Raw genomic sequence first — 25,872 nt, forward strand, 5'->3', positions numbered from 1 at the left:
CCGACGATGAACGCACCCGATACCCCGAGCCTGATCGGCGCCGCCGTCGAACGCAAGGAAGACTATCGCTTCCTGACCGGCAAAGGCCAGTACACCGACGACATCGTGCTGCCGCAGCAAACCTACGCCGTGTTCCTGCGCTCGCCGCACGCGCACGCGAAGATCAGAAGCATCGACACGAGCGCGGCCAAACAGTCGCCGGGCGTGGTCGCGATCTTCACCGGCGCGGATCTCGCCGCCGACAACGTCGGCGGACTGCCGTGCGGCTGGCTGATCCACAGCACTGATGGCAAGCCGATGAACGAGCCGCCGCATCCGGTGATCGCGCATACGAAAGCGCGGCACGTGGGCGATCAGGTCGCGCTCGTGATCGCCGACTCGATCAAGGCCGCGAAAGATGCGGCCGAGTTGATCGACGTCGACTACGACGTGCTGCCGGCCGTCGTCGATACCGCGCATGCGGCCGACCCAGGTCAAGCGGCGGTGCACGACGAAGTGCCCGACAACGTCTGCTACAACTGGGGCCACGGCGACAAGGCCGCGACCGATGCCGCGTTCGCGAAAGCCGCGCACGTGACCACGCTCGACATCGTCAACAACCGCCTCGTGCCGAACGCGATCGAACCGCGCGCGGTCAACGCGAACTATTCGGCGCAGGACGACAGCTACACGCTGTATGTCGCCAATCAGAATCCGCACGTCGAGCGGCTGCTGATGGCCGCGTTCGTGCTGTCGCTGCCGGAATCGAAGCTGCGCGTGATTGCGCCGGACGTCGGTGGCGGCTTCGGCTCGAAGATCTTTCTATACGCGGAAGACGTCGCGCTCACGTGGGCATCGAAGAAGATCGGCCGGCCGGTCAAATGGACCGCCGAGCGCTCCGAGGCCTTCCTCTCCGACGCGCACGGCCGCGATCACGTGACCAAAGCCGAGCTTGCGCTGGACGCCGACGGCAAGTTCCTCGCCATGCGCGTGCATACAATCGCGAACATGGGCGCGTATCTGTCGACGTTCGCGTCGAGCGTGCCGACGATCCTGTACGCGACGCTGCTCGCCGGGCAATACGCAACGCCCGCGATCTACGCGGAAGTGAAGGCGGTCTTCACCAACACCGTTCCCGTCGATGCGTATCGCGGCGCGGGCCGGCCGGAAGCGACGTTCGTCGTCGAGCGTCTGGTCGAAGCCGCGGCGCGCGAGATGAAACTAGACCCCGCGGAAATCCGCCGCCGCAATTTCATCACGCAATTCCCGTACGCGACGCCGGTCGGCCTCACCTACGACACCGGCGACTACAACGCGATCCTGTCGCGCGCGCTCACGCTCGCCGACGTCGAGGGCTTCGCCGCACGCCGGCAGGAATCCGAAAAGAACGGCAAGCGACGCGGCCTCGGCTACTCGTGCTACATCGAGGCATGCGGTCTCGCGCCGTCGAACATCGCGGGCGCGCTCGGCGCGCGCGCGGGCCTGTTCGAAGTCGGCCAGATTCGCGTGCACCCGACCGGTTCGGTCACCGTGTTCACGGGCTCGCATAGCCACGGCCAGGGCCATGAGACGACCTTCGCGCAGGTGGTCGCGGATCGCCTCGGCATTCCGCTCGAAAGCGTCGAGATCGTGCACGGCGACACCGGCCGCATCGCGTTCGGCATGGGCACGTATGGTTCGCGTTCGATCGCGGTCGGCGGCTCGGCCATCTCGAAGGCTCTCGACAAGATCGAAGCAAAGGCGAAGAAGATCGCCGCGCATCTGCTCGAAGCGTCGGCTGAAGACATCGAGTTCAAGAACGGCGTGTTCCGCGTCACAGGCACCGACCGCACGAAGGCGTTCGCGGAAATCTCGCTCGCGGCGTACGTGCCGCACAACTATCCGCTCGACGTGCTCGAACCGGGGCTCGAGGAAAGCGCCTTTTACGATCCGACCAACTTCACGTATCCGTCGGGTGCGTATATCTGCGAGATCGAGGTCGATCCGGACACCGGCGTCTCCCGCATCCAGCAGTTCACCGCGGTCGACGATTTCGGCAACGTGATCAATCCGATGATCGTCGAAGGCCAGGTGCATGGCGGGCTCGCGCAAGGCATCGGCCAGGCGATGCTCGAACGCTGCGTGTACGACAACGACAGCGGCCAGCTGCTGTCCGGCTCGTACATGGACTACGCGATGCCGTATGCGTCCGACCTGCCCGACTTCACGGTGGAGACTTCGAAGGGTACGCCGTGCACGCACAATCCGCTCGGCGTCAAAGGCTGCGGCGAAGCGGGCGCGATCGGCTCGCCGCCGGCCGTGATCAACGCGATCATCGACGCGCTCGCGCCGCTCGGTGTGACCGCTCTGCAGATGCCGGCCACGCCGCATCGCGTGTGGTCCGCGATTCAAGCGGCGAAGCAAGTCTGACCCAACGATCCTGAGCGGAGCATTCGACATGTATTCATTCGAGTATCAACGCGCGACGGATCCGCAAGCGGCCGCCGCAGCCCTCACCGCCGACAGCGAAGCGAAGTTCCTTGCCGGCGGCCAGAGCCTTCTGCCGACGATGCGCCTGCGTCTCGCGCAGCCGTCGCAACTGATCGACGTGACGCGCATTCCTGCGCTCAAGACCGTCACCGTCGACGCCAACACGGTGACGATCGGCGCGGCCGTCTGTCACGCGGACGTCGCCGAGCACGCGCAAGTGCGACGCGTGTTGCCCGTGCTCGCGGAGCTGGCCGCGAATATCGGCGATCGCCAGGTGCGCGCGCTCGGCACGATCGGCGGCTCGCTCGCGAACAACGACCCGGCCGCGTGCTACCCGGCCGCGGCGATGGGCCTCGATGCGACGATCGTCACGGACCGGCGGCGCATCCCTTCGGCCGATTTCTTCGTCGGCATGTACGAGACCGCGCTCGCGCCCGACGAACTGATCGTCGCCGTCGAGTTTCCAGTGCCCGAGCGCGCCGCGTACGAGAAATTCCGCAATCCGGCTTCGCACTTTGCGCTGGTCGGCGTGTTCGTCGCGAAGGTCGCGAGCGGCGTGCGCGTCGCGGTAACGGGGGCGGCGTCATCGGTATTTCGCGTTCCCGAGCTCGAAAGCGCGCTGTCGGCGAACTTCACCCCCGACGCGGCACGCGCGGTCAGCGTGTCGCCCGACCAGCTGAACGACGACATGCACGCGAGCGCCGCGTATCGCGCGCATCTGATTCCAGTGCTGGCCGCGCGCGCGGTCACGAAGGCAAATGCCTAGCGATTCGCGCTGAGCCGCCCGGCTTGCCGCGCGCACACCACGGCGCGCGCAAGCCGGCTTCGCTCACTTCGCGAGCCGGCGCGAGCGTTTGACGTCAGCCTCGCGTCCGATCCGTTCTTCACTCGCGCTACGCTTTCGCCACGGCCTGTCGCGCAGATTCAGGAGCACCATGCAACCGGCTTCGATCGACGACACCCTCGCCCAACTCGCCGCCCAACGCTATTTCGCGAGCCGCGAGCTCGCGACCGCGCTGTATCTCGCGCTACGCATGGAGCGGCCGCTGTTCGTCGAAGGCGAGCCGGGCGTCGGCAAAACCGAGCTCGCGAAAGCGGCGGCGGGCATGCTCGGCACCACGCTGTTGCGCCTGCAATGCTATGAAGGCCTCGACACCGCGAGCGCGCTTTACGAATGGGACTACCCGCGCCAGATCATGGCGCTGCGGCTTGCCGAAGCGAGCGGCGAGCGCCCCGACAACGACACGCTATATCGTGGCGAATTCCTGCTGAAGCGTCCGCTTCTGCAGGCGCTGATGCCCGACGAAAACCATCCCGGCGCGCGGCGCGTGCTACTGATCGACGAAATCGACCGCGCCGACGAACCGTTCGAGGCGTTCCTGCTCGAACTCCTGTCCGACTTTCAGGTATCGATTCCCGAATACGGCACCGTGCATGCGACGCAGCCGCCGCTCGTCATCATGACGTCGAACCGCACGCGCGAAGTGCATGACGCGTTGAAGCGCCGCTGTCTGTATCAATGGATCGGCTATCCGGACCGCGAGCGCGAACTGGAGATCGTCGCCGCCCGCGCGCCGCATACGTCGGCGCAATTGCAGCGGCGCGCGGTCGACTTCGTGCATCGGCTGCGCGGCATGGATCTGTTCAAGGCGCCCGGCATCGCCGAGACGATCGACTGGTGCCGCGCGCTCGAAGCGTTGTCGGTCACGGAACTCGATCCGCAATCGGTGCGGAACACGCTCGGCGTGCTGCTCAAGTATCAGGACGATCTGGCGCGCGTGGATGCCGCGCAGATCGCGCAGTGTCTGTCCGTGTGAGGTTCGTTGACGTGACGAACGAAACCGGCTCAGGCACGCACGACGACACGAACCGACACGCTGCGCCCGTGCTCGCGCGCAACGTCGTTCATTTCGTGCGCGTGCTGCGCGGCGCTGGCCTGCCGATGTCGCCCGCGCAGGCAGTCGACGCGCTCGCCGCGTTGCAGTGGATCGACCTCGGCCGCCGCGACGATGTGCGCGCCGCGCTTGCCGCGCTGCTCGTCACCGCGCCCGACGAACGCGAGCTCTTCGATGCCGCATTCGATCTGTTCTGGCGCGACCCCGATTGGGAAGGCAAGCTGCGTGCGCTCATGCTGCCGAAAGTGCGCGACGGGCTGCCACCGCCGAAGCGCAACAACCGTCTCGCCGATGCGCTCGCGGTGCGCATGCCGGCGTCGCCGCATCTGAATACGCCGCAGGAAACCGAGCAGCACGAGCTGCACGCGCAACTGACGTTCAGCGCGGAGGAGCGGCTACGTCATCGCGATTTCGATACACTGAGCGCCGACGAATGGCGCACGCTGCGGCATCTGATTCGCGGCCAGCGGCTGCCGCTCGCAACCGAATCGACGCGGCGCCTGAAGGCGGCATCGCACGGCACGCATGCGGACTTGCGCGCGAGCGCGCGGCATGCGGTGCGCGCCGGTGGCGACTGGACCGTGTGGAAGTATCGCGCGAGGGTGGAGCGCAAGCCGCCGCTCGTGCTGCTGCTCGACATTTCCGGCTCGATGAGCAACTACTCGCGCGCGGTGCTCTACTTTTGCCACGCGTTGTTGCAGTCGCGCGAACGTCTGCAGGTGTTTCTGTTCGGCACGCGGCTCACGAACGCGACGCGCGCACTGCGCGAACGCGACCCGGACGTCGCGATCGCGACGCTCAGCGATCAGGTGGCCGACTGGTCGGGCGGCACGCGCATCGGCGCGGCGCTCGCCGAGTTCAACCGACGCTGGGCGCGTCGCGTGCTCACCGGTCGTGCGACGGTGCTGCTCGTCACCGACGGTCTCGATCACGAAGCGATCGACGTGCTCGAAACCGAAATGGCGCGGCTCGCACGCTTCGCGCATCGCATCGTGTGGCTCAACCCGCTGCTGCGGTTCAGCGGCTTCACTCCGAAAGCGCGCGGCGTGCAGGCGATCCTGCCGTATGTCGACGCGCACCGTCCGGTTCATAATCTAGACAGTCTCGCAGCGTTCGGCCGAGATCTCGCGCAGCTGACGCGCGCGCCTCGCCGCACCATCACCGCGACGACACTCGCAGGAGCAACCTCATGGAATTGAGCGAAATTCATACGCTGCCGGTCGCGCAGCAGCAAACGTGGGACGCGTTGAACGACACCGAGATTCTGCGCGCCTGCATCCCCGGTTGCGAAAGCATCGACCCCGACGGCGAAAACGCGTACCTGGTCACGCTGAGCGCGGCGGTCGGACCGGTCAAGGCACGCTTCAAGGGGCGTATGCAACTGACCGATATCGACGCGCCCAACACCTACACGATCGTGTTCGAAGGCCAGGGCGGCGCCGCGGGTTTTGCCAAGGGCAATACGCAGGTCACGCTCGAAGCCGACGGCGACGCCGCGACGAAGCTCTCCTATACCGCCAACGCGCTGGTCGGCGGCAAGCTCGCGCAGATCGGCTCGCGGCTCGTCGACGGTGCGGCGCGCAAGATTGCCGGGGAATTTTTCAGGCGCTTGAGCGCCCAGCTCTCGGGCGACAATAGCGTCGATCAAGCGGCGGACGGCGACGCCTCGGCCGAAACCGCAGCCGCAGCCGAAGCCGAAGCCGCGTCCGCGTCTACGCAAACAGAATCGAACGAGGCCGCGGACGCAGAGTCCGGCGGCGAAGCAAAGAAAGGGAAGAAATCATGGAAAGCGTGGATCTCGAAGTTCTGAAAACCAGCGCCCGCTGGCTGGAGGACGGACATCGCGCGCTCCTCGTGACGGTCGTGAAGACGTGGGGCTCGTCGCCGCGTCCCGAGGGCGCGATGCTCGCGGTGCGCGATGACGGCCTCGTGGTGGGCTCGGTGTCGGGCGGCTGCATCGAGGACGATCTGATCGATCGCGTACGGCAACGGGGTATCGAGCAGACGCACCCGGAAGCGGTGAAGTACGGCATCACCGCCGAGGAAGCGCATCGCTTCGGGTTGCCGTGCGGCGGTACGATCCAGCTCGTGCTCGAACCGTTGACGCGGCAAAGCGGCATCGCCGAGCTGTGTCACGCGGTCGAAACTGGCCGGCTCGTCGCGCGCGAACTCGACATGACGACGGGCGAAGCACGGCTCGACAACGCGGAGGCGACCGACGGCGTGCATTTCGACGATGAGCGTCTGTTGACGATCCACGGTCCGCGCTACCGGATGCTGGTGATCGGCGCCGGGCAGTTGTCGCGCTACCTGTGCCATATCGCGGTGGGGCTCGATTATCAGGTGACGGTCTGCGATCCGCGTGAGGAATATACAGAGGAATGGGATGTGCCCGGCACGAAGATCGTCCGCACGATGCCGGACGACACCGTGATCGACATGAAGCTCGACGAGCGCTGCGCGGTCATCGCGCTGACGCACGATCCGAAGCTCGACGATCTCGCGCTGATGGAAGCCTTGAAGACGCCGGCGTTCTATGTCGGCGCGCTCGGCTCGCGCCGGAACAATCAGGCGCGGCGCGAGCGCTTGAAGGAGTTCGATCTGAACGAAGCCGAACTGGCCCGTTTGCATGGACCTGTCGGCATCTATATCGGCAGCAGGACGCCGCCTGAAATCGCGGTGTCGATTCTGGCCGAGGTGACGGCGGCGAAAAATGGCGTGTCGCTGCCGACGCTATTGCAGGTCGAAGGCGCGAAGGCTGCGCGGGAAATTGCGGCGTCGGGTGGCGCCGCTTGCAGCGCGTAGCCTGGCGCCGGCGCGCCGCGCAAACCCATCCGGCAATCCGGGGAGCGCTTCTCAATGCGCGCCAGCCGCTTGACATCCGCCCGGCGGGAAACGACGCTAGCGGGCGATGCCGTCAACGTCGTCGTCCGGATACCGCCCGTCATGCGCCTCTCCGTCGTGGTCCTAGCCTCCGCCTGCTGGCTGGCCGCCATTCACGCCGCAAGCGCGAGCGCGCCGGTCAGACTGGACGACCCATACACCAACGAAGGTGAAACGCAGACCTTCACCGTCAACGCGGACGGCTCGTATGTGAAGCTCGATTCGATGACGCTGCGCGTCAACAACGAAGCCGGCGTCGAGCGGGTCGCGCAGCAGTACGTCTGGTTCAACCGCGACATGGCCGACGTGCAGATCCTCGAGGCCTATACCCTCACCGTCGACGGCAAGCGTCACGACGTAGCGGCAGAGCAGATCCGCGACGTGCAGGAAGCCCGCTCATTCGACGCACCAATGTTCCAGGACATCGAGGAGAAGGTGATCGTGTTCCCCGCAGTCGAACCGGGCGCGCGCGTGCATCTGACGTACCGCAAGACGCAGCGTCAACCGATCGTGCCGGGCGAATTCAGCGACTTCACGCCGCCCGATCTCGCACCGACGCGCAACTTCCGCGTGATCTACGACCTGCCCGCCGACAAGCCGCTGTACACGGACGCGCGCGGCTTCAGCGCGGTCACGCCGGTGACGCGCGACGGCCGCACGCGCTACGAATTCCGCTACGACAAGGCGCATTTCGAGCGGCTCGAACGCGGCTCGGTCGCGTACGTGTCGTACGGTGATCGGCTGATGGTGTCGACCTTCGCGAGCTATGCCGCGTTCGCCGCGTCCTATCGCGGCTCCGCGGCGGACCCGGGCACCCACGACGCCGCGATCGCCCAGCTCGCGCAACAGCTGACCGCGCACGATCGCACACCGCACGACAAAGCCAAAACGCTGTACGACTGGGTTCGCCGCACTATCCGCTATGTCGCGATCTACGTCGGACGCGGCTCCGTCGTGCCGCACAGCACCAGCGCGATCCTCGCGAACCGCTATGGCGATTGCAAGGACCATGTCGCGCTCTACGGCGCGCTGCTCGACGCGGTCGGCGTGCGCAGCGAGCCGGCGTTGATCAGCAGCGGCACGATCTACACGCTGCCGAGTGTGCCCGGCTACGGCGTCATCAATCATGCGATCACGTGGCTGCCCGATTTGCAGATGTACGCGGATTCGACCGCATCGAACGTCGAATTCGGTTTTCTGCCATCGTCCGACATGGACCGTCCGACCGTGCTGATCGGCGACGGCATGCTCGCGCAAACTCCCGCCACCGCGCAGATGTCACGCAGCACCGACCTCGCGATCAAGATCGAACCGGATGGCTCGGCCAGCTTCACGTATCGGCTGCAGGATGCGGGACCGCACGCCGAGCAGGCCCGCGCGCGGCTGCGCAGGCAAACGCCCGCGCAGCGCGAGGAATCGATCCAGGCCGAGCTGCGCAACGCGAATCTGCGCGGCACCGCGACGCTGACGACGAGCGACCTCAACGCGGCCGACGGCCCGCTCACGCTGACGATGAAAGGCACGCTCGAAAGTCTCGTGGTGACCGGCATGACGGCGTCGATTCCGGCGCTGACGAGCCTCGGCGGCGGCGTCGAGGCCGACACGCGCTACTGGCTCGGCGAACGCAAGCGCACGCAGCCGTTCGTGTGCCACAACCTCGCGATCCACGAACACGCGCGCATCGAGCTGCCCGCCAATTTCCGCCTGCTCGACATGCCGGAGGCGCAGCGCACCCAGGACCGCTTCGTCGATTTCACGTCGCAATACGCGTTCGATCCGCACAGCAACGTGGTCACGATGACGCGCGACGGCGCCACCCATTTCGACAGCGACGTGTGCACGCCCGATGACTTCACGCGCATGCGTCCCGCGATCGAAGCAATCGGGCGGGACGTGCGCGCGGAGGTCATCGTCAGATCGACGTTGGTGGAGTCGTCGAATATGGCGTCGCAGGCGCCTTGAACGTCAAACCGGCCACAGCGGCCCTTCCTGCATCGCGCCGATCTGCTCGCGCATCTCGAGGATGCGCTCCTCCCAGTAGCGCTGCGTGTTGAACCACGGAAACGCGGCCGGAAACGCCGGGTCGCTCCAGCGGCGCGCGAGCCATGCCTGATAGTGAATCAGCCGCAACGTGCGCAGCGCTTCGACCAGATACAGCTCACGCGGCTCGAAGTCGCAGAAATCCTCGTAACCGGCGAGCAGATCGGCCAGCGCGCGCGACGCCTCCGCGCGCTCGCCCGGCAGCAGCAGCCACAGATCCTGAATCGCGGGAGCCATGCGGCTGTCGTCGAAATCGACGAAATGCGGGCCCGCGTCGGTCCACAGCACGTTGCTCGGATGACAGTCGCCGTGCACACGAAGCGTGCGAATCTCGCCGGCCCGCTCGAACGCGCGCGCGACGCCTTCGAGCGCGAGATTCATCACGGTTTCCCACGCGGTGCGCACGTCGTCTGGCACGAAACGGTGCGCGAGCAGGAAGTCGCGCGGCTCGTAGCCGAACGTGTCGATGTCAAGCGTGGGACGTTCCGCGTAGTCCTGCGTCTGCCCGATCGCATGAATGCGTCCGATGAAACGCCCCAGCCATTCGAGCGTGTCGCGCCGGTCGAGATCCGGCGCGCGACCGCCGCGCCGCTCGAAGACCGAGAAGCGGAAACCGTCGAACGTATGCAGTGTGCGGCCGTCGAGCAAGCGCGCGGGCACGGCCGGAATCTCGCGCGCGGCAAGCTCGGCGACGAACGCGTGCTCTTCGAGAATCGCGGCATCGCTCCAGCGCTCGGGACGATAGAACTTCGCGACCACGGGCGGACCGTCTTCGACGCCGACCTGATACACGCGGTTTTCGTAGCTGTTGAGCGGCAGCAGGCGGCCGTCGGTGCGCACGCCGGTCGTCGCGAGCACGCCGTCGAGCGCATCCAGCACGGTTTCCGGCGTAAGCCGCGCAAACGGCACGGCGCCATCGGCGCCAGCCTCGGGATCGAAATTGTCGGGAATGGTGTCGTTCATGCCCCGCATTGTGCGCCGCGCCGCGGGTAAAGACGAGGGCGACGACTCGCAATGCGTGGTTGCATCGTTAGAAACGTGCACTGATTGGCGACGCGCGCAGTGGATCGACGCGCGCATCGACCGGCACGATGCTGGCGAGTCGGCCTTACCTCACAGCATCGCTACAGCCCGCACTTGCGTGTCAAACAACGGGAATGAGCAACCAGTCGGCCTGTCGCTCAATGCGTCTGCGCGCCGGCCGGACGTATCAGGTCGCCGGTATCGATCAGATCTTCGAGGAAAAAGGGTTCAGTGTTGAGCTGCGGCGATGCGCCGGGCTCGCCGGCGTACCACGCCACCATCGCCATGTCGCCAAGGATGCGCATGACGATTCCGCGCGCGCCTTGCGGCACGGCGATATGTACCGATCGGACGATGGAACCGACTTCCATGATATTTCCCCGCTTCCCTTAGCCGGCTTTATGACTTCACGCCGGTCGAGGTGATGATAAAAACGCCGCTTCGCTTGGCGTTGCGTGCGCACCTGATCTGCCGCGCGCGTGGCGCATGAGAGGTTCGAGTCATTGTTCCCGCATTGCGGGGCTTTGGGAAGCGCGCACGAAAAGCTTTCACCAGTCGTTTGGCGCTATCCCCATTACGTTGCGCATGGCCGATGATCTCGGCGTCAGACGCCGTAATGAAGATCATCATAAACCCTGCGGGGGGAGACATCAAAAACGTGCATTGCCAGAACGATCTGCCGGATCCGGGCGCCGCGCAGCAAAAAGCGGCAACGCGTTCACGCTCGATATCGTCGATCGCATCAAAACGATGATGTGCGCGCATCGGTGTAGGGCGTATTGCGTGAAGCGCTGATCGCCGCGTGCCCGACGGGCCTGAAGAACCCGCTGTTCCTGCTGTCCCTCGGCAACTGGCGCGCGACGCTGATCATCGCGGTATCGATTCCGTTGTCGATGATCACGTCGATCATCGCGTTGTCCGCGCTAGGCCAGACGATCAACATCATGACGCTCGGCGGGCTCGTGCTCGCGGTCGGGATTCTTGTCGACGATGCGACCGTCGCCATCGAAAACATCAGCCATTAGCTCGAGCACGCGATTCACGACGGCGCGCGTCAGATCGCGATTCCGACGCTCGTGTCGACGCTGGCGATCTGTATCGTGTTCGTGCCGATGTTTCTGCGATGCGCTCTCGCATCCGTCGACGTCGACTTCGGGCTCCGCGCCGGCGCCGATCAGCGAAGGCGCGGTTCGCGGCTAGCGCGAGAAGGGCGCGCGGCATGCTGCTGCGCGTGACGCGCCGGGTTTTCAGCGTATTCTTAACACTTTGAGCGTTTCCATCACCGCCGTGTCGGACATCCCCTATCTCGAACGCGGCTCGCGCGCGTACTGGCGTGCGAGCGTCGCGCTGCTGTTCGCCGGCTACGCGACATTCTCGTTGCTCTATTGCGTGCAGCCGCTGCTGCCGTCGTTCTCCGAAGCGTTCAACGTGACACCGGCACAAAGCAGTCTGTCGCTGTCGCTGTCGACCGCCGCGCTCGCGCTCGCGATCTTCGTCGCCGGGTTCGTCTCCGAGGGTTGGAGCCGGCACAAGCTGATGACGCTGTCGCTGACGGTGTCGGCGGTGCTGACGATCGGCGTATCGGTCGCGCCGCACTGGCATCAGCTGCTCGTGTTGCGCACGCTCGAAGGGCTCGCGCTCGGCGGCGTGCCGGCCGTCGCGATGGCTTATCTCGCCGAGGAAGTGCATCCCGACGGCCTCGGCCTCGCGATGGGCCTCTACGTGGGCGGCACGGCGATCGGCGGCATGGCCGGGCGGGTGATCACCGGCGTGGTCGCGGATCTGTTTTCGTGGCGTGTCGCGATCGGCACGATCGGCGTGCTCGGCCTGCTGTCGATGCTCGCATTCCGCGGGCTGCTGCCGCCGTCGCGCCATTTCGTGCCGCGTCGCGGGCTCGGCTTCGTGCATCACCGCACGTTGCTGCTGCGGCAATTTACCCGACCGGGCCTGCCGTTGCTGTTCCTGCTCGGCTTCGTGCTGATGGGCAGCTTCGTCACGCTGTACAACTACATCGGCTACCGGCTGCTCGCGCCGCCGTATCGGCTGAATCAGACCGAGGTCGGCGCGATTTTCATCGTCTATCTGACTGGCGTGGTCGCGTCGCCGTGGTCCGGCCGCATGGCCGACACGTTCGGCCGCGCGCGCGTGCTGATCGCGAGCCTGCTGTTGATGGTGTTCGGCCTCGCGCTGACGATGCTGCATCCGCTCGCGGCCATTGCGACCGGGATCGCATGCGTGACGTTCGGATTCTTTGCCGGGCACTCGGTCGCGAGCGGCTGGGTCGGGCGTCTGGCAAAAGACGCGAAAGGCCAAGCCGCGGCGCTGTATCTGCTTGCGTACTACATCGGCTCGAGCCTGGTCGGCTCGTATGGCGGCCACGCGTGGGCCGCTCATGGCTGGAACGGGGTCGTCGGGTTGGTCGCTGCGTTGCTCGTGATCGGGCTGTTCGCGGCGACACGCCTGCGCGGACGCGAATAGCGAAAGGGGTCTGTCGCGCTGCGCGGTTCAATGACGGGGAGCCGCACGCAATCACCCGCTGCGCATGGATCGGCGGCAAAACGAAAGGCGTGCGTAAGCGATCGTTTCATCTATTTCGCCATGTTTTGTTGCGCCGCGCCAACCGCCGCACGGCCCGCGGCGCGGGGGTTCAGCAGCTTGCGAATAAGCGCCGACGCGCAAGCTCGCGGCGTCGCGCTCCGTCATCGGTCTCCTATACTCGATTGGCGCACGGACGCCGCATTATTTGAAGGCGCGGCCTCTGCTGGAACGACATAGCAACCATCCTGCATGGGAGGAGACAAAAAATGACGTACTTTACGATCGGCGATTTCATTCTGATCATTCCGATGGCGCTGGCGGGCGCGCTATTCGTCGGCGCGCTGCCCTGCAAGACCGAGTTGCGACATAACGGGCTGCGTGTGCTGGGCGCGCTGATCGGTGTGATGTGCGCGGTGGCGCTGGTCGAGGGTCTGCCGGCGCTCGTGTAGCGGCGCGGCGAAGCACCAATTGAAAAGCCGCACGCGACGCGTGCGGCTTCGTTTTGCCTTTTTCCGTCCGCCTGTTGCGCGGACGCTCCGTCACGCGATCAGATCGCCTGATCCGTCGACGGCTTCTCCCACAGGTTGATCCCGCCTTCGGTCGCATAACGATCGATCTCGGCGAGTTCGTCGGCCGGGAAAGCGAGATTCTTCAGCGCGCCGACGTTCTCACGCACCTGCTCCGCGCGGCTCGCGCCGATCAGCACCGAAGTCACTCGCGCATCGCGCAACGCCCACGCGAGCGCCATCTGCGCGAGACTCTGACCACGCCGCTGCGCGATGTCGTTGAGCTTCCTCACGTGCTCGATGTTCTGCGGGTTCAGATGCTCGTCTTTCAGCGAACCGCCGCCCGGCTTGTTGACGCGCGCATCGGCCGGCACGCCGTTCAGGTACTTGCCGGTCAACAGCCCCTGCGCGAGCGGCGTAAATGCGATCGCGCCCGCGCCGAGTTCGTCGAGCGTACCGAGCAGGTCGTGTTCGATCCAGCGGTTCAGCATGTTGTACGACGGTTGGTGGATCAGGAGCGGCACCTTGTATTCGGCGAGCAGCTTCGTCATTTCGCGCGTCTTCGCCGACGAGTACGACGAGATGCCGATATACAGCGCCTTGCCCTGCTGCACCGCGCTCGCGAGCGCGCCCGCGGTTTCCTCGAGCGGCGTGTGCGCGTCGAAGCGATGCGAATAAAAGATGTCGACGTAATCGAGGCCCATGCGCTTCAGGCTCTGATCGAGACTCGCCAGCACGTACTTGCGCGAGCCGCCGCCCTGTCCGTACGGACCCGGCCACATGTCCCAGCCCGCCTTCGACGAAATCAGCAGTTCGTCGCGATACGGTTTGAAATCGTCCTTGAACAGACGGCCGAAATTGGTTTCCGCGCTGCCATACGGCGGCCCGTAGTTGTTGGCCAGATCGAAGTGGGTGATGCCGAGGTCGAACGCGGTGCGCAGGATGTCGCGCTGCGTCGAGATCGGCGTGGTGTCGCCGAAGTTGTGCCATAGGCCTAGCGACAGCGCCGGCAGTTTGAGACCCGATTTGCCGCAGACGCGGTATTGCATGTCCGAATAGCGTTCTGAAGCTGCTTCGTAAGCCATTGCTAGTGTCCTTGTCGATGAGATCGCCCGACGATTGCGGGCGTGAGGATTCGCGCGTTGTGAGAGGCGTACTGCTTGGGAGATGGATTGTCGTAGTGTCGTTGCGGTGCGGCCAGACCGCTATGTTAGCCAAACGACGCGGCGCTTGCAGGCACCCAGTATGCAGGATGGACGAGCGCGCACGGCTCACCTACACTCTGGCCGGTCAAGTTGATGGGAGGTGCAGATGACGAAAGCGATTTCGATCGCGCTGATTGTCGGCGGTATCGTGCTGCTGTATTTCGGCGGGCAGGCGTTCAATTCGGTGAGCAGCGACGTGTCGCGCTTCTTTACCGGTTCGCCGAGCAACAAGGCGATCATGCTGATCGTCGCGGGTGTGGTGGCGACGCTCGCCGGACTGACGGGAATCGCATTGTCGGGGCGCAAGCGCTGAGCGTTAGCGCGAGGCCCGCGACGAAAGAACCTAGAACGCGATCTCGGGCTTCGCCGCCGAGCGCGTGCCGGGCAGCGGCACATTGCTGACGCCGTGATAGGTGAACACCAGAGAGAACTTCACCTGGTCGCTCAGATTCTTGCCGGCCGAGTGCAGCGTGTTGCAATGGAAGAACACGACGTCGCCGGCCTTCAACTCGGGCGACACCGCGGTGCGGATCGCGGCCTCGTTCTCCGAGAGATCCGTGCGGAAAAATTTCGCTTCGTCGAAACGCTCGGACGTGAAGGCGGCGCTGTGCGATTGCGGCACGAACCATAGCGCGCCGTTATCGACGGTTTCAGGGCCGACCGCGAGCCACACCGACACCAGATCGTCGCGCTCGAACGACCAGTAGCGCGCGTCGCGATGCCAGCCGGTCAGGCTGCCGTACGCGGGGTGCTTGGTCATCATGCAGTTGTGATGCGCGCGCGACAGTCGCGGCTCCTCGCCGAAATACAGCTCCATCCAGCCGCGGATTTCCGGCGCGGTCGCCCATTGCGCGAATGCCGGGTGACGACCGTACGCGTCGAGGAGACGCCGCACCGTGTGTCCACCCGGCGCATCCTTCGATGACGGCGCGCCCGGATACTGCAGATCCGCTTCGAATTCGATCGGTGCCGCCGTTTCCTGCAGCTGCTGCTGCGCGATTTGCTTAAACTCGTCGCAACGCTCGGGCGACACGAGTCCTGGCACGACGACAAAACCCTGCTCCCGCAACGCTTGAATCTGCTCTTTCTTCGAATGGAGTGACATGGTGCTCCGTTACTGTCGACTAACTGATGTTCGATTGTAAAACGGGCGCGATCGGGGTGCGTTGTTTCGCGGAGCGCGCGGGATGGCATCCGCGACGATGCGACCGAGGGAAAACCCAGTTCGCAGGGTAATAACGGACTTTCTGACGTCACGATTCCCCTGTAGCCTTCACGCATGTCGATCGTCGCTGATGCACTTTTCTTCAGGGCGCGGGCCGAGAGAGCCCATTCCCAACGATTCTCCACGTTGTACGTTCGCTGCGTTGTGCGCCGTGTTTCGCGTCGCGATCCGCCGCGCCATGATCCGCGCCGAACTGCCGGCTTTCAGGCCGTTCATTGCAACCCCGTCATTGGCACATATGGTGCTTTTTGTCCGTGCCCATCCGGTGCACGCGCCGACGTGCGGTACATTGCCTAATTGTGAAGCCATGCATACTCTTTTGAGCACCCGTCTTACCCGCGCCGCGCTGAAAGCGGCGCGTCCCGCGCGCCGCCATATGATGCGAGCGCTGCGCCACCATGCCGCGCGCACTCGCGCGCTCGGCGAGCAGTGGCGCGACGCGAAGGCCGTCGAAGGCTTCCGCACCTGGTTCCATACGTTCTTCTCGGCGCTGCGCCAGCAGAGCGGCACGCGCCGTCTGTCGCTGCGTACGCTGCTGCGCAAACCGACACCGTTGCACCTCGCGGTCGCGAAACGCGCGCCGGCGGTGCGCACGCCCACGAGCCGTCGGCCGCGTCGGCTGTCGACGAGCAGTAGCGGATGGTTCGCGTTTGTGTTCGCGAGCCGGTGAAGTCGCTGAACGTGAGTTGCGCGGGGAGCGGCCAAGCCGCTGAACTGCTGCCGGCTGGCGGTTTACCGCACGGCCGAGTTCGCGAACCGTAAGTCCTCGCGCACACCGCCTCCCTCGAAGGTGCGCGCGCAGCGCGCGTCGTTGCGCCTTCAGACAAAGAAAAAACCCCGCCCGGCTCACGCCGGCGGGGTTTTTTGCAATCAGGCAGCAATCAGCTCGCGCTTATTCGGCGAGCGCCGCGACCGGCTCCGTGCCTGCCGCTTCGGCGAGTGCGAGCGCCTTGTCGGTGGCTTCCCACGTGAATTCCGGCTCTTCGCGGCCGAAGTGACCATACGCGGCGCTCTTCTCGTAGACCGGGCGCAGCAGGTCGAGCATCTGGATGATGCCCTTCGGACGCAGGTCGAAGTGCTGACGCACGAGTTCCGTGATCGTCGCATCGGACACGCGGCCCGTGCCGAACGTGTTGACCATCACCGAGGTCGGCTGGGCGACGCCGATCGCGTACGACACCTGGATCAGGCAGCGCGACGCGAGACCCGCGGCCACGACGTTCTTGGCGACGTAACGGCCAGCGTAAGCCGCCGAGCGGTCGACCTTCGACGGGTCCTTGCCCGAGAACGCGCCACCGCCGTGCGGTGCCGCGCCGCCGTACGTATCGACGATGATCTTGCGGCCCGTCAGACCGCAATCGCCCTGCGGACCGCCGATCACGAAGCGACCGGTCGGGTTGACGAGGAACTTGATGTCACCCTTGATCAGCTCGGCCGGCAGCGTCGGCTTGATCACTTCCTCGATCACCGCTTCGCGCAGCGTGTCGAGCTCGATGTCCGGCGAATGCTGGGTGGACAGCACGACGGTGTCGATCGAATGCGGCTTGCCGTCGACGTAGCGCACGGTGACCTGCGATTTCGCATCCGGACGCAGCCAGGGAAGGCGACCGTCGCGGCGCAGATTTGCCTGACGCTCGACCAGACGGTGCGACAGGTGGATCGGCAGCGGCATCAGTTCCGGCGTTTCCTCGCACGCGTAACCGAACATCAGGCCCTGGTCGCCCGCGCCTTGATCGAGGTTGTTGTCGTGCGCGCGGTCCACGCCCTGGGCGATGTCCGGCGACTGCTTGTCATAGGCGACGAGCACCGCGCAGCCGCGGTAGTCGATGCCGTAGTCGGTGTTGTCGTAGCCGATGCGCTTGATCGTGTTGCGCGCGATCTGGATGTAGTCGACGTTCGCGGTGGTGGTGATTTCACCGGCCAGCACGACGAGACCCGTGTTGCACAGCGTTTCGGCCGCGACACGCGAGTACTTGTCTTGAGCGAGGATGGCGTCGAGGATCGCGTCCGAGATCTGGTCCGCGACCTTGTCGGGATGGCCTTCGGAAACGGATTCGGAAGTGAAGAGATAGTCGTTTGCCACGTTGCAGACTCCTATTTAGTGGTTACGGTTGCGTTCCACGTAGCCGACTTCGGGAGTCTGAAGCGGCGACGCTTTAGCGGATTACCTGACCGATGGACGCATCACCATGGAAACCATGGACAGCACCCGCCGGCTTCGCCCCGCAAGTTGTCTATTAACTCGGCGAAGCACTTATTATAGCGACTTCCCTTGAATGTCACAGAGTTCAACGCGTGCGGCATCACGTCAATTTTTCCGTTGTCCACCATTTCGCCCCCTGCAGCGCCGCCCACGTGGAGGTTGCATGCTGAGCCGCTACGGCGCGAAGCTCGCGATCGGGCTGCTCAAACTCTTTGCGCTGTTGCCGTATGGATCCGTCGCCCGTCTCGGCGACGGGCTCGGCTGGTTGCTCTACCAGATCCCGAGCCGCCGCAGGCGCATCGTTCATACGAATCTGAAGCTGTGCTTCCCCGACTGGAGCGACGAGCGCCGCGAGGACGTCGCGCAGAAGCACTTCCGTCACGCGATCCGCAGCTATCTCGAGCGCAGCGTGCAGTGGTTCGGCTCGGCGAAGAAGCTCGAGAAGCTGATCCAGCTCGACAGCGCGATCGACCTGACCGACCCGAATCTGCCGCCCACATTGTTTCTCGGCTTTCATTTTGTCGGCATCGAGGCCGGTTCGATCTTTCTGAACTACTCGCTCAAGCGCCAGTGCGGCTCGCTCTATCAGCCGATGTCGAACCAGCAGTTCGAGCAAGTCGCGAAAGCGGCGCGCGCGCGTTTCGGCGCGGACATGGCGAGCCGCGCCGACAGCGCGCGCATCGTGCTGCGCTGGCTGCGTGAACGCAAACCGGTGATGCTCGGCGCGGACATGGACTACGGCGCGCGCAATTCGACGTTCGTGCCGTTCTTCGGCGTGCCGACCTGCACGCTGACTGCCGTCGGCCGTCTTGCGAAGGTCGGGCACGCACAGGTCGTGCCGTTCATCGGCGAAGTGCTGCCGAATTACAAGGGCTACCGGCTCAAGGTCTTCAAACCGTGGGACAACTATCCAACCGGCGACGATGACATCGATGCACGACGCATGAATGAGTTTCTCGAACAGCAGATTCCGCTAATGCCCGAGCAGTATTACTGGGTACACAAGCGGTTCAAGACGCGGCCGCCGGGGGTGCCGGGCGTGTATTGACGGTGGCGCTGAGACCCTTGCCCGCCATACCGTTTCGGATGTGCCAACGTGTATCATCTGCTATTGGTCCAGCACGGCTCGAACGGGTGACTCGCCCGAGAGCCGGTGAGGCCGGATTTTCGGCTTCGCCCGCACGCGCGAAGCCCTACGCAGCAACGGATACACGGAAAACGTGAAGCTCAAATTCACCAAAATGCAGGGCGCGGGCAACGACTTCGTCGTGCTCGACGGCTACACCCACCCGGTCAACCTGACCACGGCTCAGGTTCGCGCGCTCGCGAACCGCCATTTCGGCGTCGGCGCCGACCAGTTGCTGCTGGTCGAAAAGCCGACCGTCGAAGGCGTCGATTTCAGATATCGCATCTTCAATTGCGACGGCGGCGAGGTCGAGCACTGCGGCAACGGCGCGCGCTGCTTCGTCAAGTTCGTGCGCGAGCGCGGCCTCACCGACCAGCGCAGCGTGCGCGTGCAAGTCCAGAAAGGCACGATCACGCTGACGATGCAGGACAACGGTGAAGTGATCGTCGACATGGGCACGCCCGTTTTCGATCCCGAACTCGTCCCTTTTGCGACCAAGGGCCTGCAAGGCCGCCGCGAAGGCGCGGACACGCCCTGGCCGCTCGACGTGAACGGCACGACGCGCTGGATGTCGGTGGTGTCAATGGGCAATCCTCACGCGGTGCAGGTCGTCGACGATGCCGAGGCGTTCCCGGTGCTCGTCGAAGGTCAGGCTATCGAGCGGCACACGCGCTTTCCGCAGCGGGTCAACGCGGGCTTCATGCAGATCGTCAACCGCAACGAGATCAGACTGCGCGTGTATGAACGCGGCGCGGGCGAAACGCTCGCGTGCGGCACCGGCGCGTGCGCGGCGGTCGCGGCCGGGATCCGGCGCGGGCTGCTGGATTCGCCGGTGCTCGTGCACACCCACGGCGGCGACCTGACCATCACGTGGGACAGCGCGCAGCCAGGCGCGCCGCTGCTGATGGCCGGCCCCGCCGCCACCGTCTTCGAAGGGGAGATCGAGTTGGCCGACGAAGCGTCGAGCGCATCCCCAGACTCGTCGCATCGCAATCCGTCCAGCCCGGCCGCCGTGGCGCCCTCCGTTTAACTCATTGACCGACGCGCCGCCGTGAGGCGGTCGTCCCGTCGTCCTCTAGCCGAAACCATGAACGATCGCGAAGTCGCCGAATACCTGCTCGCCAATCCCGAATTCTTCGTCGAACACGCGGAAACGCTCGCGACGATCCGGCTCGCGAACCCGCACGGCAAAGCCGCCGTGTCGCTGCAGGAGCGGCAGATGGAGATGCTACGCGACAAGAACAAGCATCTCGAACGGCGTCTCGCCGAGCTGCTGCGCTACGGCCACGAGAACGACAGCATCGCGTCGAAATTCAACCGCTGGACCATCCGCGTGATGGCCGGGCGCGATCCGCACGCGCTGCCTCGCACGATCGCCGGCGGTCTGCGCGACATCTTCGATGTGCCGCAAGCGGCGCTGCGCGTGTGGGACGTCGCTGAGCCGTATGCACAAGCGGACTTCGCGCGCCACGTGAGCGAGGAAGTGCGGATTTTCGCGGGCAGCCTGAGCACGCCATACTGCGGCGCGAACACCGGCTTCGAGGCCGCGCAGTGGCTCGCGCATGCGGCGGGCGCGTCCAACGGGGCGGCTAACCCGGCGACCAGCGCGGCAACGAGCGCGACCGGCGACGCCGCGTCGAGCGAGACGGTGCAAACCACCGAATCGATCGCGCTGCTCGCGCTGCGCGACCCCGAAGGTGGCGAAGACGCGCCGACGTTCGGCCTGCTCGTGATGGGCTCATCCGACCCGCGACGCTTCCACGAAGGCATGGCCACCGATTTCCTGACGCAGATCGGCGCGCTCGCGAGCGCCGCGCTGAGCCGCCTGCTGCCGCGCTAAGCCTCGCCACGCAACCTCACCGCCTCCGTGACCGCCGCCGACCCGATCGCCGCCTACCTGTCGCATCTCGAGCATGAGCGGCGGCTGTCGGCGCACACGCTGCGCGGTTACACGCATGAGCTGGCGGAGCTCAAGCAGCTCGCCAAAGGTCGATCGCTCGAAAGTCTCACCGCCGTCGACATTCGCGGCGCCGTCGCGCGCGCGCATGCGGGCGGCCTCACCGCGCGGTCGATCGGCCATCGGCTATCGGCATGGCGCGCGTTTTATCGCTGGCTCGCGGGCCACGTCGAGCTGCTGGCCAATCCGGTCGCCGCGGTGCGCGCGCCAAAGCAGGCGAAAACGCTGCCGAAGGCGCTTTCTGTCGACGACACCGCGCGCCTGATGGACAACCCGCCCGCCGACTCGCCCGAAGCTCTGCGCGATCACGCGATACTCGAGCTGTTCTACTCGTCGGGCCTGCGCCTCGCCGAGCTGGTCGGCCTCGACGTGCGTTTCGCCGACGTCGACGGCTATCGCTCGGCCGGCTGGCTGAAGCTCGATTCCGGCGAAGTCGAGGTGCTCGGCAAAGGCAACCGGCGCCGCGTCGTGCCGGTGGGCAGCAAGGCGGTCGCTGCGCTGAACGCATGGCTCCCGGTGCGCGAACGGATGGTCCGCCACGATCCGCATCCGCTGTTCCTGTCGACGCGCGGCAACCGCTTGTCGCCGAACGTCGTGCGCGAGCGCGTGAAGCGCGCGGCGCTCGCGGCCGGCATTCCGGCCAACGTGCATCCGCACGTGCTGCGCCATTCGTTCGCGACGCACGTGCTGCAGTCGAGCGGCGATCTGCGCGCCGTGCAGGAACTGCTCGGCCACGCGAGCATCACCGCGACGCAGGTTTATACGGGCCTCGATTTCCAGCACCTCGCCCACGTCTACGACAGCGCGCATCCGCGCGCCAAGAAACGCAACGGCTCACGCGACTGACGCCGCGCGTCACCACGCGCCGCTTTCGCTTGCACTTTACCGACATCTGATGAATACCGTTACGCTCAAACCATCGAAGGAAAAATCGCTGCTGCGCCGCCATCCGTGGGTCTATGCCAACGCGATCGAGCACGTCGACGGCCGCCCCGCGCCCGGCGCGACCGTGCTCGTGCGCGCGCACGACGGCCGTTTTCTCGCGCGCGCCGCCTACAGCCCGCACTCGCAGATCCGCGCACGCGTATGGAGCTTCGACGAAGCCGAGCCGATCGATCACGCGTTCTTCAAGCGCCGCGTGCAGCGCGCGTTCGCGCATCGTCAGGCGATGGTGCGCGACACCGGCGCCGTGCGGCTGATCTTCGGCGAGGCGGACGGTCTGCCGGGCCTGATCGTCGATTACTACGTCGCCGAGGACGCGGATCAGCGCAGCCAGATCGTCTGTCAGTTCATGGCGGCTGGCGTCGAGGCGTGGAAGGATGCGATCGTCGCCGCGCTGGTCGGCGCGACCGGCTGCCCGAACGTGTACGAGCGCTCCGACGTGTCGATCCGTCAGAAAGAAGGGCTCGAGCAGATCACCGGCGTGCTTGCGGGCGAGCCGCCGTCGGAGAAGCTGGTCGCGAGCGAAAACGGCGTGCGCTATCACGTCGACGTGCGCAATGGCCACAAGACCGGCTTCTATGTCGATCAGCGCGATAACCGACTGCTCGTGCAGCAGTTCGCGAAAGATCGCGACGTGCTGAACTGTTTCTGCTACACCGGCGGCTTTTCGCTCGCGGCGCTCAAGGGTGGCGCGGAGCGCGTGGTGTCGGTCGATTCGTCGGGTGAAGCGCTCGCGCTCGCGCAGCAGAACGTCGCGGCCAACGGCTTCGATGCGGACCGCGCGAGCTGGCTCGACGCCGACGCGTTCAAGACACTGCGGCGCCTCCACGACGAAGGCGAGCGCTTCGACCTGATCGTGCTCGATCCGCCGAAATTCGCACCGTCGCGCGAGCACGTGGACCGCGCCTCACGCGCGTACAAGGACATCAATCTGACGGGCCTGAAGCTGCTGCGCCCGGGCGGCTTGCTATTCACCTACTCGTGTTCGGGCGCGATCGATCCCGAGCTGTTCCAGAAGATCGTGTCGGGCGCCGCCGCCGACGCGCGCGTCGATGCCCGCATCCTGAAGCGGCTTGGCGCGGGCGTCGATCATCCGCTGCTCACTGCGTTCCCCGAAGGGGAGTATCTGAAGGGGCTGCTGTTGCAAATCGCCTGATCGCCCTTATTTTGTCGGTGATTGCGCGTGCCGGCCGCGGCAGCGGTCATCGTCGGCGCACGCGGCCATGACCCGGCCGCAGCCCAAGCGCCCCTGCGCCCGCCTGGCAAATATGTTTCAATAACCGGCTAGACACGGCCGCGCCATCCGGCTGCGGCGGCCGGCCCAACGCATCTGGCTAGCATTGCTCTAGCGTTCGATCACGCACCGTTTCACGACTTACAGGCGACCCACATGATTCCAGTCACCATCCTGACCGGCTTTCTCGGCAGCGGCAAAACCACTCTGCTCAAGCGCATCCTGAACGAAAAGCACGGCATGAAGATCGCCGTCATCGAGAACGAGTTCGGCGAAGAGAACATCGACAACGAGATCCTCGTGCAGGACACGAGCGAGCAGATCATCCAGATGAGCAACGGCTGCATCTGCTGCACGATTCGCGGCGACCTGTCGCGCGTGCTCAACGATCTGGCCGCGAAGAAGCAGGCGGGCGAAGTGGACTTCGACCGCGTCGTGATCGAAACCACCGGCCTCGCGAATCCGGGCCCGGTCGCGCAAACCTTCTTCATGGACGACCAGATCGCGAGCGAATTCCTGCTCGACGCGATCATCACGCTGGTCGACGCGAAGCACGCGAACCATCAGCTCGACGAGCACGAAGTGGTGCAGCGCCAGGTCGGTTTCGCGGACCGGATGTTCATCACGAAGGCCGATCTCGTCGACGAGCAGCACGTGGGCGATTTGCGCCACCGTCTGCTGCACATGAACCCGAAGGCTGCGATCAAGGTCGTCAATTTCGGCGCAGCGGACATCAAGGAAATTTTCGATCTGCGCGGCTTCAACCTGAACTCGAAGCTCGAAATCGATCCAGACTTCCTGAGCGAAGACGAACACGCGCACAGCCACGCGCACGCGCACGACGAGCACGGCCACACGCACACGCACGGCGATCATGACCACGATCACGCCAACTGCGATCACGACCACGGCCATTGCGATCACGAAGGCCACGATCATGGGCATCACCACCGTGCGTATCACGACGACAAGATCAAGTCGTTCGTATACCGCAGCGACCGTCCGTTCGATCCGAACAAGCTCGAAGACTTCCTCGGCGGCATCCTGCAGATCTACGGCGAGCACTTGCTGCGCTACAAGGGTGTGCTGTACATGAAGGGTGTCGATCGCAAGGTCGTGTTCCAGGGCGTGCATCAGATGATGGGCAGCGACCTCGCCGCGAAATGGCAGCCGGCCGAGAAGAAGACCAACAAGATGGTGTTCATCGGCATCGAACTGCCGCGCGACCTGATCACCGACGGTCTCGACGCCTGCCTCGCCTGAAGCGAGCGCAGCGCTGCGGCGCAAGCCCGCGGGAAAGCTCATGGCATGCCGCGCGCTTCGCGGCATGCGCCGTGCTGCTGCATTGTGCCGAGACGCCCGCCGCCAGGTGCGCGGGGCGTGAATCCTCTGCTGAAACAGCGACGCCGCGGCGGGCGACCGTTCGACAGCAGGCCATATGAAAAACGCGTGAAAACCCTGCTGTATTAAAGCGTGCACGACCATCGCTTTTTGGCTTGGTGCGCGTTATATTTTCGGGATATCGCAGCGCCGCAGGCCGGCTTTCAGCAGATGCGGCGCCGGATTGTGATTCAGTTACAATACGTGCCCACTGGGAGAATGACAACGAATTGCCCGGTCGCGCGTATCCCGCGACGGGCCTGAAACGGCGCCGGAAAATCTTGTCCGGAGACGCGCCGAAAACGCCGGCGGGCACGGCCTGAAAGGGCACGCGCTAGTCGGCGAGCGATGCCTCAGGAGCATTTGAGAATCGGTTTCCAGAGGAGTTCGGCCCCGCAGCGGCGTAGCTAGCAACGTCCGGCGTGTGGGCGCCAGGCGCTTCGGCGTCACGACAGCCCAACGTTCGTGGCCACCCTGCGCTGCGCGTCCGCGCGACGCGTTTGCAGGCAATACGAAAGTGCGGGCCCTATGAGTTTTGCCTCACATTGAAGAAGTAAGCCAGATGACGACGAAACGACTCTTGACCGAAGCCGAAATCCTGAAGATGAGCGACAAGGATTACATGAATGAGGATCAGCTCGCCTTCTTCAAGAACAGGCTCGAACAGTTGCAGGCGGACATTCTCCGCAATGCCGGCCAGACGACCGAGAATCTGCGCGAAACGGTCATCGTGCCGGACCCGGCCGATCGCGCAACGATCGAGGAAGAGCATGCGCTGGAGCTGCGCACGCGCGACCGCGAGCGCAAGCTGCTGAAGAAGGTTCAGCAATCGATCGCGCGAATCGAGGCGGGCGACTACGGCTGGTGCGAGGAAACTGGCGAGCCGATCGGCATTCCGCGTCTGCTCGCGCGGCCCACGGCCACGCTGTCGCTCGAAGCTCAAGAGCGCCGTGAATTGCGCCAGAAGCTGTTCGGCGACTGATTAGTTGCGGCGCGGCTTCGGCTCAGCGCCTTGAAAACGCTGCTTCGTCGAGAGGCGCACGGTGAACCGTGCGCCTTTTCTTTTTGCGCGACATCCGCGCATGCTCCGCCATCCGTCCCGCCCCGCCGTCGCTTTCCGCGTCTGTTCCAGGCCCCCTGAGCGGATTTTCAGTTTTTCGTCCTATGCCTTCCGGCGGATCTTGATATGACCGCGCGCGCCCTAAAATAGACCGGAGATGCGCTCACGAGCGCGCCAGCGTGCGCGCCGTCCGCTGACTGGATTCAT

Annotated in this window: 25 protein-coding genes and 1 pseudogene; 19 read left to right on the plus strand and 7 right to left on the minus strand. The window is 65.1% G+C overall.

All coding sequences use genetic code 11. The features are described 5' to 3' along the window. The first annotated feature begins 6 nt into the window (after nt 1-6). The 7 genes from F6X42_RS00395 (at nt 7) to F6X42_RS00425 (ending at nt 9,188) form a co-directional block, all read left to right on the plus strand. Nucleotides 7-2,388, plus strand: coding sequence for a xanthine dehydrogenase family protein molybdopterin-binding subunit (locus tag F6X42_RS00395; protein ID WP_187632308.1), 2,382 nt, complete (start codon nt 7-9; stop codon nt 2,386-2,388). A gap of 28 nt (nt 2,389-2,416) precedes the next feature. Then, nucleotides 2,417-3,214, plus strand: coding sequence for an FAD binding domain-containing protein (locus F6X42_RS00400; RefSeq protein ID WP_187632309.1), 798 nt, complete (start codon nt 2,417-2,419; stop codon nt 3,212-3,214). 169 nt (nt 3,215-3,383) lie between these two features. Beyond that, a complete protein-coding gene (locus F6X42_RS00405; RefSeq protein WP_187632310.1) occupies nt 3,384-4,265 on the plus strand; it encodes an AAA family ATPase in 882 nt (293 codons plus the stop codon). A gap of 11 nt (nt 4,266-4,276) precedes the next feature. Next, nucleotides 4,277-5,542, plus strand: a complete 1,266-nt coding sequence (locus F6X42_RS00410) for a vWA domain-containing protein (RefSeq protein WP_187632311.1) — start codon at nt 4,277-4,279, stop codon at nt 5,540-5,542. Then, complete coding sequence (locus F6X42_RS00415) at nt 5,533-6,153, plus strand: SRPBCC family protein (RefSeq protein WP_187632312.1); 621 nt, start codon at nt 5,533-5,535, stop codon at nt 6,151-6,153. Before F6X42_RS00410 ends, F6X42_RS00415 begins: the two co-directional genes overlap by 10 nt. Beyond that, nucleotides 6,126-7,148: an XdhC family protein gene (locus tag F6X42_RS00420; RefSeq protein WP_187632313.1), complete on the plus strand. Its 1,023-nt coding sequence runs from the start codon at nt 6,126-6,128 to the stop codon at nt 7,146-7,148. Before F6X42_RS00415 ends, F6X42_RS00420 begins: the two co-directional genes overlap by 28 nt. A gap of 141 nt (nt 7,149-7,289) precedes the next feature. After that, complete coding sequence (locus F6X42_RS00425) at nt 7,290-9,188, plus strand: DUF3857 domain-containing transglutaminase family protein (protein ID WP_187632314.1); 1,899 nt, start codon at nt 7,290-7,292, stop codon at nt 9,186-9,188. A gap of 3 nt (nt 9,189-9,191) precedes the next feature. Here the strand turns inward: F6X42_RS00425 and F6X42_RS00430 are convergent, their stop codons facing one another. The 3 genes from F6X42_RS00430 to F6X42_RS00440 all read right to left on the minus strand — a co-directional run bounded on the left by F6X42_RS00430 (nt 9,192) and on the right by F6X42_RS00440 (nt 10,919). After that, the gene (locus F6X42_RS00430) at nt 9,192-10,238 is read right to left on the minus strand and encodes a serine/threonine protein kinase (RefSeq protein ID WP_376776248.1); all 1,047 of its coding nucleotides are present in this window, start codon (nt 10,236-10,238) and stop codon (nt 9,192-9,194) included. Nucleotides 10,239-10,447: 209 nt separating this feature from the next. Then, the gene (locus F6X42_RS00435; RefSeq protein ID WP_187632316.1) at nt 10,448-10,660 is read right to left on the minus strand and encodes a hypothetical protein; all 213 of its coding nucleotides are present in this window, start codon (nt 10,658-10,660) and stop codon (nt 10,448-10,450) included. A 28-nt stretch (nt 10,661-10,688) separates the two neighbouring features. Beyond that, nucleotides 10,689-10,919 (minus strand): hypothetical protein, encoded by a 231-nt coding sequence (locus tag F6X42_RS00440; RefSeq protein ID WP_187632317.1) that lies wholly within the window; start codon nt 10,917-10,919, stop codon nt 10,689-10,691. A gap of 54 nt (nt 10,920-10,973) precedes the next feature. Between F6X42_RS00440 and F6X42_RS00445 the strand changes: the two are divergent. The 3 genes and pseudogenes from F6X42_RS00445 to F6X42_RS00455 form a co-directional block, all read left to right on the plus strand. Next, nucleotides 10,974-11,425 (plus strand): annotated as a pseudogene (locus F6X42_RS00445) (efflux RND transporter permease subunit); the annotation flags it as partial. Between the two features lie 130 nt (nt 11,426-11,555). Beyond that, a complete protein-coding gene (locus F6X42_RS00450) occupies nt 11,556-12,767 on the plus strand; it encodes an MFS transporter (protein WP_222945433.1) in 1,212 nt (403 codons plus the stop codon). 326 nt (nt 12,768-13,093) lie between these two features. Next, nucleotides 13,094-13,276 (plus strand): hypothetical protein, encoded by a 183-nt coding sequence (locus F6X42_RS00455; RefSeq protein WP_187632318.1) that lies wholly within the window; start codon nt 13,094-13,096, stop codon nt 13,274-13,276. Between the two features lie 98 nt (nt 13,277-13,374). On the opposite strand, the gene mgrA is transcribed toward F6X42_RS00455, so the two are convergent. Further along, nucleotides 13,375-14,418 (minus strand): L-glyceraldehyde 3-phosphate reductase, encoded by a 1,044-nt coding sequence (mgrA, locus tag F6X42_RS00460; RefSeq protein ID WP_187632319.1) that lies wholly within the window; start codon nt 14,416-14,418, stop codon nt 13,375-13,377. Nucleotides 14,419-14,644: 226 nt separating this feature from the next. Here mgrA and F6X42_RS00465 point away from each other — a divergent pair, with 226 nt between their 5' ends. Then, nucleotides 14,645-14,851, plus strand: coding sequence for a DUF3185 family protein (locus tag F6X42_RS00465; RefSeq protein WP_027199413.1), 207 nt, complete (start codon nt 14,645-14,647; stop codon nt 14,849-14,851). Between the two features lie 30 nt (nt 14,852-14,881). Here the strand turns inward: F6X42_RS00465 and F6X42_RS00470 are convergent, their stop codons facing one another. After that, nucleotides 14,882-15,643 carry a phytanoyl-CoA dioxygenase family protein gene (locus tag F6X42_RS00470; protein WP_187632320.1) on the minus strand — a complete coding sequence of 254 codons (762 nt, stop codon included), beginning with the start codon at nt 15,641-15,643 and terminating at the stop codon, nt 14,882-14,884. A gap of 168 nt (nt 15,644-15,811) precedes the next feature. Then, on the minus strand, nt 15,812-15,979 hold the full coding sequence (locus tag F6X42_RS00475) for a hypothetical protein (RefSeq protein WP_187632321.1): 168 nt from the start codon (nt 15,977-15,979) through the stop codon (nt 15,812-15,814). Between the two features lie 91 nt (nt 15,980-16,070). Here F6X42_RS00475 and F6X42_RS00480 point away from each other — a divergent pair, with 91 nt between their 5' ends. Next, complete coding sequence (locus tag F6X42_RS00480) at nt 16,071-16,433, plus strand: hypothetical protein (RefSeq protein ID WP_187632322.1); 363 nt, start codon at nt 16,071-16,073, stop codon at nt 16,431-16,433. Nucleotides 16,434-16,655: 222 nt separating this feature from the next. On the opposite strand, the gene metK is transcribed toward F6X42_RS00480, so the two are convergent. After that, nucleotides 16,656-17,846 carry a methionine adenosyltransferase gene (gene metK / locus F6X42_RS00485; protein WP_187632323.1) on the minus strand — a complete coding sequence of 397 codons (1,191 nt, stop codon included), beginning with the start codon at nt 17,844-17,846 and terminating at the stop codon, nt 16,656-16,658. 283 nt (nt 17,847-18,129) lie between these two features. Between metK and F6X42_RS00490 the strand changes: the two genes are divergently transcribed. The 7 genes from F6X42_RS00490 to dksA all read left to right on the plus strand — a co-directional run bounded on the left by F6X42_RS00490 (nt 18,130) and on the right by dksA (nt 25,587). Next, nucleotides 18,130-19,014, plus strand: coding sequence for a lipid A biosynthesis lauroyl acyltransferase (locus F6X42_RS00490; protein WP_187632324.1), 885 nt, complete (start codon nt 18,130-18,132; stop codon nt 19,012-19,014). 172 nt (nt 19,015-19,186) lie between these two features. Next, entirely contained in the window at nt 19,187-20,122 is a 936-nt protein-coding gene (gene dapF / locus F6X42_RS00495) for a diaminopimelate epimerase (RefSeq protein WP_187632325.1), read from the plus strand. 57 nt (nt 20,123-20,179) lie between these two features. After that, nucleotides 20,180-20,932, plus strand: coding sequence for a DUF484 family protein (locus F6X42_RS00500; protein WP_187632326.1), 753 nt, complete (start codon nt 20,180-20,182; stop codon nt 20,930-20,932). Between the two features lie 27 nt (nt 20,933-20,959). Continuing rightward, a complete protein-coding gene (xerC, locus tag F6X42_RS00505; RefSeq protein ID WP_187632327.1) occupies nt 20,960-21,895 on the plus strand; it encodes a tyrosine recombinase XerC in 936 nt (311 codons plus the stop codon). Between the two features lie 49 nt (nt 21,896-21,944). Then, a complete protein-coding gene (locus F6X42_RS00510) occupies nt 21,945-23,147 on the plus strand; it encodes a class I SAM-dependent rRNA methyltransferase (RefSeq protein ID WP_187632328.1) in 1,203 nt (400 codons plus the stop codon). A 234-nt stretch (nt 23,148-23,381) separates the two neighbouring features. Then, nucleotides 23,382-24,488: a CobW family GTP-binding protein gene (locus F6X42_RS00515; RefSeq protein WP_187632329.1), complete on the plus strand. Its 1,107-nt coding sequence runs from the start codon at nt 23,382-23,384 to the stop codon at nt 24,486-24,488. Nucleotides 24,489-25,167: 679 nt separating this feature from the next. Further along, complete coding sequence (gene dksA, locus F6X42_RS00520; RefSeq protein ID WP_008923580.1) at nt 25,168-25,587, plus strand: RNA polymerase-binding protein DksA; 420 nt, start codon at nt 25,168-25,170, stop codon at nt 25,585-25,587. Nucleotides 25,588-25,872: the final 285 nt, after the last annotated feature.

The sequence above is a fragment of the Paraburkholderia podalyriae genome (assembly GCF_014397785.1).
Taxonomy (GTDB): Bacteria; Pseudomonadota; Gammaproteobacteria; order Burkholderiales; family Burkholderiaceae; genus Paraburkholderia; species Paraburkholderia podalyriae.